Below are 9,330 nucleotides of genomic sequence, written 5' to 3' on the forward strand. Positions count from 1 at the left end.
ACGGATCGAACACGGGACGACCCGACCGGAGCGGCACGACGACGGATCGACCAGGGTCGAGGCGTCCCGCACGTAGGGGCCTTGCGGCGCTGCGTCGCCCGCCAGGCCAGGACGCCCACCAGCGGTTCAGTGTCGAAGGACCACCTTTCCGGTGGTGCCGCGTGATTCCAACGCGGTGAACGCGTCGGCGACATCGGCGATAGCGAAGCGGGCTCCGATATCGACGCGTAGCTTGCCCGATGCGATCCAGCCAAAGACCTCGGCCGCACGCCGATTCAACTCAGCGGCGGTGCCGATGTGGTGCATCACCGTCGGCCGAGTCAGATACAGCGATCCACCGACGTTGAGCACATTGACGTCGATCGGCGGCACCGGGCCGCTCGCGGCGCCGATCACGGGAGCCGGCAGGCCTCTGCAGCCGAACAGGAGGTGCCGATGCACCTGGTGGGCAGAGACACCGAACTCGAGTCGCTGCGCCTCGGCGTGGAGAAGGCTGTTGGCCGTCGCGCCCACGTGATCGCACTCGAAGGTCCTGCAGGTTCGGGCAAGTCGGCGCTGTTGGAACACCTGATCGCGTCGACCCCCGAGTTCACGCTCCTACGAAGCGACGGGACCGTCGGGGAACAGGACCTTCCGTTCGGGTCATTGCTTGGCTTGCTGCGACCGCACCGGGAAGAGATCGAGCGACTTGGCGACCGGGCGAAGGGAGCGTTGCTCGGAGCACTCGCCCTCGGGTCGCCGACGGTGGCGGAGCGGGCGTGGATCTCCGCGGGTTCGAGATCGTCGAGGTCGGGCCACTCACGGCCACCGATTCGGTCGAACTGCTCGCGTCGTTCCACCACTGGTCTCCGGCCGTGGCCGCCGAGGTTGCCCGACGAAGCGGGCGCAACCCGTTGACGCTGCTCGAGGTCGGACGGACCCTCACCGACGGTCAACGCCGAGGCATGGAGAAGCTGCCGGATCGTCTCCCCACCGGCAGCGCAACGATCAGGCTGTTCCGCGGACAGATCGAGGCCTTGTCGGACGAAACGCGCTTCGCTCTGCTGGTGGCGGCGCTGTGCAACGAACCCGGACAGGGTGAGGTTGAAGCGGCGTGTGCAACCACCGGTTCAGGCGAGCCGAACTGGGCGGACCTCGAGCGGGCACGCCTGTTGACGCGCCGTGGGGATCGACTCGAGTTCACCCACCCGCTGGTGCCCAGTGCGGTGATCGAGCTCGCGGATCCGCTCTCCATCCGGCGAGCGAACCGCGGCCTTTCCCTCGTCGTCACAGAACCAACCCGCCGCACTTGGCTTCGCGCCGAGGCGTGCAGTGGCGCCGACGAGACCACCGCGCTCGAACTGGAAGGATTGGCGGCGGGTGCGCTGGCGGTCGGGGACTCCCCGGCGGCCGTCCGGGCGGCGGCACGGGCCGCGGAGCTCTCGGGCGACACCGGCTCGGCGCCACACCGCTGGTTGCTCGCAGCGAGAAGCGCGTCGATGGCCGGGCTCGACCCGACCGTGTACATCAACCGGGCACGGACGGGGCCGATCGAGGTCAGAGCCGAGGCGATCGTCCTCGAAGCGGCGGCCGTGTCGCTGGCGAGGCGCGCCTGGGTCCTCGCAGAGGGGCGATTCGACATCGACCACCCGTTTGGCCTGATGCCGGCGATCGCCATCGCGGTCAATGCCCATTTCGGCCCCAACGGTCACGCCGAACTGTTCGAGTGTCGCCGGTTGGTGCAAGCTCGGGCCGCCGTCGATTTGGCGACCCCGGTGACGATGGGCCTCGTCGTCGCCGGCCGACACGAGGAGGCGTTCGAGTTCGCCAAGGCGATGTACCGACAATCGGTACGCGACGGAAGGATCCTCGCCGCAGCATGGACGGCGACGGCCGCCGGTATGGCCAGCCTGCTGATGGGAGACCTTCCGGCGACGCGGCGTTGGTGCACGCTCGGCCTTGAGCTCGGCCAGGCGGCCGACGTGCCCTATGTGATCGCTCAGGCGACCAGCCAACTGGCCACGGTTGCGGCGTTGCGCGGCGACCGCGAAACCGTCGCCACGCTCACCGACGAGATCGACGCTCCGCCGCTGTGCGACTCGCCGACCCCCACGCTGCACTCGCGACGGTTCGCCTCCATCCTCGACGAGCTCCAGTCCGGCTCCTTGGACCTGGCGGTCGAGCAGCTACGTGCGTTTCGTGACGTGGCAATCCCGATGGCCGAGCACTGGCCGATTGCCTACGAGCTCGTCGAGGCACTGGTTCGCCTCGGCCGCAACGACGAGGCCCTCGAGGTGATGCCCCTCGTCGATGCCATCGAGGCCGAACGGTCGCTTCAGCACGGCGGCCAGATCGAGCGATGCCGTGCGCTCACCGCGGGGCCGGAGAACTTCGACCATCACTTCCTCGTCGCGATCGAATGTCTCGAGGGCCAGCACCGTAGCCTTGAGCTTGCACGTACCCGCCTGTGCTTTGGCGAGCGGCTGATCGCCACCGGGCGCAACTCCGAGGCGCTCGAACCGCTTCGCTCCGCGTTGGCGACCTTCGACAACCTCCGTACCGGTCGGGCAGCGGGGCTTCCCGAGGAGGTCGACACCACCCACATCGACCCCGCTGCGGCAGCGGCATCGGGTTTCTACGGCTTCATGTCGCGGGTCGACCATCTCAGCCTGCTCGACACGCTCGCTGGTTGGGACCGCAGCCTCGGCAACGATTTACCGGTGTTGAGCTGGTGCAGCTTGGCGGTCACCGACGCTGCGGGCCACGAGAGCGGCCCGCACGGCGAACTCGCACGCGCTGCAGTTCGCGACAGCGACGCGCGCGTCGGAGAGATCGTGACCGCGGTCGAGCGCGCAGGGGTGTTGGAAAGGACCGCGTTCTTCGTCATCGCCGATCACGGAATGGAACAGTGCGACCCCGAAGTTGTGCGCCCCTGGGAGGACGATCTCACCGAAGCGGGGGTACAACATCGCATCCTCGGTGAAGGGCTCATCTACCTGAGCTAATGCCGTGTCAAGACTGCCGGGCCGACTCAGGGGTTCAGATTGAGTTCGAGCAGTGCCGGGCCAACGAGGCGGCTCGACGCAGCTATCGTCGCCAACGTGCCCACCAAGGACCAGGCCTCGTGATGCTTTCACCCCACCCAACCCTGCGCCACCTCGCCGTCGCCGTCACTGTCGTGTTTGCCGCCGGCGCAGCGATGCTCGGATGCAGTAACGCAGGAGACCAGCACGCCGACGACACCGGCGCATCGAGCCCCACGACCGCCCCGTCGACATCCTCGTCGTCGTCGCCGTCGGCCTTGGAGCGCCCCTATGGCGTCAGCCGGGTCGAGGAGGTATTCGTCGACGACACCCGGCCGACATCGGGGGCCGCGGGTCGCGCCGAGCAGCCCAACCGCACCGTCGAGACCACCATCTTGTACCCAGCCAACGTTGGCTCTGATGGGGGGATCGCCGATGGCGCCGAGCCGGCCGACCGCGGCGGACCGTTCCCTCTGGTCGTGCTCGGCCATGGGCTCGGGGGCAACGTGGAGTACCTGACCCCACTCGCCGAGCGGTGGGCGAGCGCCGGCTATGTCGTCGCGCTCCCCCGCTTCCCCTTGACCCGTGGCGACACGCCCGGCGGGATCGACGGTGCCGACGTTCAGAACCAACCTGGCGATGTGAGCTTCGTGATCGACGAGGTGCTCGCCTCGGCCAAACGCACCGACACACCCCTGGCAGGACTGGTCGACGCGGGTCGGATCGGCGCGGCGGGCCATTCCAACGGGGCCATCACGACCCTCGGCGTCGTGGCCAACAGCTGTTGTCGCGACCGCCGCATCGACACGGCGATCGTGCTTTCCGGCACCCCGTCGCCCTATGCCGACGGCGCCTACGACTTCGACGACATGGCACCCACCATGTTCGTCCACGGCGTGCACGACCAACTCGTGGACTACAACCAGACCGTCGACACCTTCAACAAAGCGAGCACCCCCAAGGCCCTGCTGACCCTCGAGGCCGCCGACCATTCGGACTGGCTCGCACCTACGAACGAAGCGTTTGACATAGCGGCCCAGGCCACCATCGACTTCCTCGACGGCTACCTGCGCGACGACCCCACGGCCATCGAACGGCTCGGGTCAGACCAATCGCCGCCCGTCGCCACCATGCACTTCTCCCCCGTCGATGCCGCAGCCGTCACCGTGGAGACGATCCCGACCGCAGCCACAAACCGTGAGGCCACGGTTTCGGCCGATACCGACCTGCGCGATGGCCAGGCGGTCACGGTGACCTGGAGCGGCTTCATGCCCGGCAAGACCGTCAACGTGCTCCAATGCGTCGGCGACGGCCGCGGTGGCACCGCCTCCTGCGGTATCGCCGAGGGCCACGTGCTGCTCGCGAACCCGACCGGCGCCGGCACCGTCGACCTCACCATCCACACCGGCACGTTCGCCGGCGGCACCTGCGACGCCCAGAACCCGTGCACCATCCTCGTCAACGACTCCGGACTGCTCGACGAGGACGCGTTCCGACGATTCCCGATTACCTTCGCCGGCTGAGGGCACCGTCGTTGCCGATACGCCACCGCCTTGGTCGAATAGCGTTTGGCGAGGTTGCACGGGAGGGAACCCACGTGTCGGAATCGAACAGGTCGCGCTTTGCGCTTGGAGCGCAGGTCAACTCGCTCGCCTTTGGGCCGACCACTTCTGGGCCGACCGCTCCTGGGCCGACCGCTTCTGGGTCCCCGTCACCCAACCTGTCGAGGCCTCAGATCCCATGACCGACCCATCGTGGCGACCGGAGCGCGCCATTTCCATTTCCGATGCGCTCGACGAGCTCCTCGACGCCGTCGAGGCCAACTCCGATCCCCCGCTCGTCGACATCATCGACGACTCACAGGTAATCAGCACCGGCATCACGGCACTTGACCGAGTGTGTCGCGGTGGCCTTCGCGTCGGCACCGTCACGCTGCTCGACTGCGCCATGGACGCACATGCGCAGGCGTTGCTGTACAGCACAGCGCGCCGCACCCAGGCCGCCACCGTCCTTGCGGGACTCAATCGCCTCGCCACAACTCGTTGGCTGCTCGCGGGGTCATCGGGGGTCGCCGCAACGCTGATCGACACGGGGCACGTCTCCGTGAGGAACTGGCAGGCGATCGCCTCGACCATCGCCGAACTCGCTGAGCGCGAACTCCACATCGCCGAGGTCGCATCGATCGCCGGGCTCCGACACGTCGCCGCAACGACGAACCCGTCGGTCCTGCTCGTCGAGCGGCCCGAACTGCTCGGCGAGTTCGGGTTCATCCTGCAGAATCTTGTGCGCCTGGCGCAGACCCACCGCCTGGCGATCCTGTGCTCGACGGCACAGGCCCCCGGGCACACCGATTGGGGCCTCGCCGGCCTGGAGCGAGTCTTCGTGGATCCCTCCACCCGTGGCAGCCAGGCCAGACTCGTCACCGACCACGAAACCGACGGGATGAGCGAGGCCTTCGTCGAGATCGCCCTGCTCGAGGGATCCGTCTGCTGACGCTGGCTGACGGGAATGCGCAAGCATGTTGGCATCCTCGAAGACGCCGGGCTCGTCACCACCGAGAAGGTGGCCGCGTGAGGTATTGCCGAGTCGGGTCTCGCCGCCGCGACGACGTGGCGAGATTCATCGATCGGTACCACGAGCTGTGGGATGCACGGTTCAGCGCGCTGGACCGCGTTCTGGAACAGATGAAAGAAAGGGACACGCACGATGCCAACAACACCCGAGGTTGAACCCGTGGAACCAACACCCGAGCGACGCACCACCGTCGAGCGCACATCAGACACAGAGGTCGTCGTCACCCGCGTGTTCGACGCCCCACCGCACCTGGTGTTCCAAGCGTGGTCGACGCCCGAACTCTTTCGCCTCTGGTGGGTGCCGCGGTCGATGGCCATGACCTTGCACCACTGCGAGATGGACGTTCGGACCGGAGGGACCTACCGACTGAATTTCGGAGGAAACATGGACTTCTTCGGTCGCTACCTTGAGGTCACACCACCGTCACGCATCGTGTGGACCAACGAAGAAGGCGCCGAGGAAGGCTCCGTCACCACTGTGACGTTCGAACCGGTCGACGACGACAAGACGCTGCTTGTGATGAGCGAGCAGTTCCCGTCGAAGGAAGCGCTCGACGCCGCCGGGACGGGCGCGGCCGACGCAACTCACGAAACCTTCGCTCAACTCGACGAGGTCCTGGAAACGCTGGGCGACTGAACGCCCAGCGATGCGCTCCCTCACCGCGGACGGGTCGATAACGCGCCTACCGCTAGTCGATGCAGCGCGAACCGTGCCCCCACTGCTCCAGCAGCGGCCGGTACTCGTAATGCCAGCCCTCGGCCGGATAGGTGCGGCACCACCCGTTCGCCTGGAGGATCCTGCGGTCGAAATCGCCGTACCGGGGCTCCCAGTCCTCGAGGTCGATCGCGACGCCGAACTCGTGAAACGACTTGCCCGGCTCTTCGGCGGTTCGTCCCAGCGCGCGTCGCAAACACGTCTGCTCGGCGGTTGAACGCCACGCAGCACGCACGAAGATGGTGCGCGATTCGATCGAGGCCGCGGGGTTCATCGCGACCATCAAGGCCTCTTTCTGGTCCATCGCGTTTCGGAGGGAAGCGACGGCCTCCGGTTCCATACCGATGCTCCACTCCCGAGCGATCAAACAGCCACACCCTCGGCGGGTCGACCCCAACGCCGTGATGATGGCCCGGTGCTTGCGCTGCTCGATGGGCAGCGACGCAGCATCGGCCGCATAACGACGCGAGATCGAACAACCGGTGGTCGCCTCGACCGGAGCGGGACTCGCCGGTGTCGGCTCGTTGGCAGCGAGCCGGGTCATGATGAGATCCGCACGCTCGAGCGTTATGAACGTCGTCCACCGAAGGTCCGCCGTGCAGGCAAGTACGTGCGTGGCGTCTTTGGCCAGGTCGCCCTCGGTCTGACACGGCGTCCCGGCCACCTGTTCGGGCAGGTCGCAGGCGCTCAGCATCGCCGATGCCGCGGTCAGAAAGGCCATCAAAACAGCGAGGGTTCGGCGACGCATCGTTCCTCCTTGTCGAAGTCGCGATCGTATCGCCGCGCGCACGCCGTGTCGGCGACCGCGCTACGCCGACGTCGCTCGTTCGATGTCCACCCGCAGATCCATTGAGCACCCGGGCTCAAGCGCGACAACGCCATGACCAGCCTCTCCCCTGTCGGCCAACGCAATGCCGTTGTTGACCATCGTGACCGGTTCGACGCACAACCAACCTGGCTCTGCGCTGTACACGACCACGTGGGAAACCGAATCGTCCCATCGCAGGCGCGCACCGGGAACATCGGCCCACGAGTCGGTCAGCCCGGTGAAGCACGCATCCATCGCTGCGGGGATGGTCCCGCCGCGCAGGTCGTAGGCCCCCTCGACAGCGATCGGCGGACCGGTAGGGAGCGGCTCGCCAGGCCGTCGTTGGGTCGCAGGCAGGCGAACCATGCCGGAACGGAACCACGGGTGGAACCCGAGGCCGACGGGGACCACGCTGTGTCCGACGTTGGTCACCGAGAGATGTAGTTGCAGTCGGTCAGGACAGAGGTCGTAGCTCAGGCGAGCATGAAGGTCGTATGGCGCCGTTCGCAAGACCACGGACAACGTCGCGCTTCGATCCGACTGACCGATCACGACCCAGGGGCGATCTGCCCCGAGTCCATGGATCGCGCTGCCATCGGAGTGGTTCGGCTCGAGGACGACGTCGATCTCGCGGTAGCGGAGCCGACCCTCCGGGATCCTGTTCGACCAGGGCACCAGTGGATAGCAACCCCACCCTTTCCAGTCCTGACCAGAGTCGCGGTCCCGAAGAATCGGACCGGCACCAAAGTCGAGTTGGCCGAGGCGTCCACCGTCGCCCGGGTACACGAGAGCCGACGATGACCCCGCGGTCAGGGCCAGCGGCGAGTTGAGCGACCTCACGGGTCCGTTGCCAGTCGCCGCGAACCTGAGGAGACGACGGCCCACCGAAGTTCGTTGGTTTGGAGGAGTTCGCGGGCACCGGGCATCTGGACGGGCTCTCGATCGATCGCGCAGTCACGACGTAGCTGCGGGCGCGAACTTAGTTCCCTAGGGTTTGGCGCCGTCGACGAGGGGGCGAGTGGGGCGAGTCGACTCACTCCGGACCTTGGCCAGTGCATAGGCGAAGCCGTTGAGACACCGCACGAGAGCCAATGTCAAAAGCGGAAGTCGGGTGCTGCCCTCCCAACGACCTACAGAACGCTACGAGCCGAAACCCCAACGAACCGCTACATCCACACACCCGCTGGCGATTCGCTGCGACGCCAGAGATGTCTTGAGGATCAAGCCGGCTGATCGCCCTCGACAGGAAAGGTGTCGATCATCCAGGACACGCCGAATCGGTCGGTGAGCATCCCGAACGCCGGCGCCCAGAAGGTCTCGATCACCGGCATGGATATCTCGCCACCAGCGGCGAGCGCGTCGACGACCCGGTGCACAGACTCCACGTCCGGTGCACTGTAGGAGACGCAGAACCCAGCCTTCGGTCCGCCGGATCCCGAGGGGTCGTCCGATCCCATGAGGAACGACCCACCGAGCTCGATCGCGGCGTGCATCACATGACTCGGCTCGGCGCCAGGCATCGGCTCGGCATCATCGGGGAGATCGGCATTGGTCATGACCCGCGCTTCCACTCCGAAGACCTCGGAGTAGAAGGCGAACGCGTCTGCGCAGTCTCCAGAGAAGAACAGGTAGGGGTTGAAGCTCATGCCGCCGATACTCGCGCATCCGTCGTCAACCCGCTCGCACCGTGTAGCGGACCCGCGCGACGCTGTGCATGCCGGCTCGGAACAACATGGTGTCGGAGCGGACCCAGCGCACTGAGACGCGGGGCGCGTGCGGTGGGCGGGTTTCAATTCGCTCCAATGCGATGAGACCCTCCGGAGCGGATCGCGCTGGCGCAGCGCATAGCCGTGTTCGTTGCGGTCATCCGCCCAACCCGGATCATCGGGTCATTCCACCGCACCGGCAACGCCAGCTCACGCGTTGGGGAGAGACTCCATGGTCGACCCGCTACCTCGCCTGAAAGTAGCGGAGGACCTCGTCCTTGAAGCGAGGGTCGGCCATAACGCTGAGGTGGTCGGCGTCGGGGATCTCGACGAGCTGGGAACCAGGGATCGCCGCGGCCAGGGCGTCGTCGGTGCGGGCGTACGGGAGGTCGTTGGAGCCGTTGACGACGAGCACGGGGACGCCGATGCCGGCGAGGCCCAGGCCGCCGAGCTCGACGGGGTAGCCCTCGGGCCACATCGGGTGTGCGGCGACCGCCAAGGCCTCGCGGTCGTTGCGGGGGTCGAG

General features: G+C 67.0%; 9 protein-coding genes. 4 read left to right on the top strand and 5 right to left on the bottom strand.

Going from position 1 to position 9,330, the window contains the following annotated elements; genetic code table 11:
- Positions 1 to 126 precede the first annotated feature (126 nt).
- The gene (locus M9952_10750; protein ID MCO5313395.1) at positions 127 to 513 is read right to left on the bottom strand and encodes a zinc-binding dehydrogenase; all 387 of its coding nucleotides are present in this window, start codon (positions 511 to 513) and stop codon (positions 127 to 129) included.
- Between the two features lie 245 nt (positions 514 to 758).
- Between M9952_10750 and M9952_10755 the strand changes: the two genes are divergently transcribed.
- The 4 genes from M9952_10755 (at position 759) to M9952_10770 (ending at position 6,212) form a co-directional block, all read left to right on the top strand.
- Positions 759 to 2,984, top strand: coding sequence for an alkaline phosphatase family protein (locus M9952_10755; GenBank protein ID MCO5313396.1), 2,226 nt, complete (start codon positions 759 to 761; stop codon positions 2,982 to 2,984).
- Between the two features lie 122 nt (positions 2,985 to 3,106).
- The gene (locus tag M9952_10760; protein ID MCO5313397.1) at positions 3,107 to 4,525 is read left to right on the top strand and encodes a neocarzinostatin apoprotein domain-containing protein; all 1,419 of its coding nucleotides are present in this window, start codon (positions 3,107 to 3,109) and stop codon (positions 4,523 to 4,525) included.
- A 217-nt stretch (positions 4,526 to 4,742) separates the two neighbouring features.
- Positions 4,743 to 5,495: a hypothetical protein gene (locus M9952_10765; protein ID MCO5313398.1), complete on the top strand. Its 753-nt coding sequence runs from the start codon at positions 4,743 to 4,745 to the stop codon at positions 5,493 to 5,495.
- 240 nt (positions 5,496 to 5,735) lie between these two features.
- Positions 5,736 to 6,212, top strand: a complete 477-nt coding sequence (locus M9952_10770; GenBank protein ID MCO5313399.1) for an SRPBCC domain-containing protein — start codon at positions 5,736 to 5,738, stop codon at positions 6,210 to 6,212.
- A 52-nt stretch (positions 6,213 to 6,264) separates the two neighbouring features.
- Here M9952_10770 and M9952_10775 read toward each other — a convergent pair whose 3' ends face one another.
- The 4 genes from M9952_10775 to M9952_10790 form a co-directional block, all read right to left on the bottom strand.
- The gene (locus M9952_10775) at positions 6,265 to 7,038 is read right to left on the bottom strand and encodes a M15 family metallopeptidase (protein ID MCO5313400.1); all 774 of its coding nucleotides are present in this window, start codon (positions 7,036 to 7,038) and stop codon (positions 6,265 to 6,267) included.
- Positions 7,039 to 7,098: 60 nt separating this feature from the next.
- Entirely contained in the window at positions 7,099 to 7,884 is a 786-nt protein-coding gene (locus M9952_10780; protein MCO5313401.1) for a hypothetical protein, read from the bottom strand.
- Between the two features lie 434 nt (positions 7,885 to 8,318).
- Positions 8,319 to 8,744: a VOC family protein gene (locus M9952_10785; protein ID MCO5313402.1), complete on the bottom strand. Its 426-nt coding sequence runs from the start codon at positions 8,742 to 8,744 to the stop codon at positions 8,319 to 8,321.
- 304 nt (positions 8,745 to 9,048) lie between these two features.
- On the bottom strand, positions 9,049 to 9,330 hold a 282-nt coding region (locus M9952_10790; protein ID MCO5313403.1), incomplete at its 5' end, for a hypothetical protein.

It is taken from the genome of Microthrixaceae bacterium (assembly GCA_023957975.1).
GTDB lineage: Bacteria > Actinomycetota > Acidimicrobiia > Acidimicrobiales > Microtrichaceae > JAMLGM01.

Bases quoted from the DNA above. Each gene is read 5' to 3' on its own strand.
- M9952_10760 (MCO5313397.1), top strand. From the start codon at position 3,107: ATGCTTTCACCCCACCCAACCCTGCGCCACCTCGCCGTCGCCGTCACT.
- M9952_10765 (MCO5313398.1), top strand. From the start codon at position 4,743: ATGACCGACCCATCGTGGCGACCGGAGCGCGCCATTTCCATTTCCGAT.
- M9952_10775 (MCO5313400.1), bottom strand. From the start codon at position 7,038: ATGCGTCGCCGAACCCTCGCTGTTTTGATGGCCTTTCTGACCGCGGCA.
- M9952_10785 (MCO5313402.1), bottom strand. From the start codon at position 8,744: ATGAGCTTCAACCCCTACCTGTTCTTCTCTGGAGACTGCGCAGACGCG.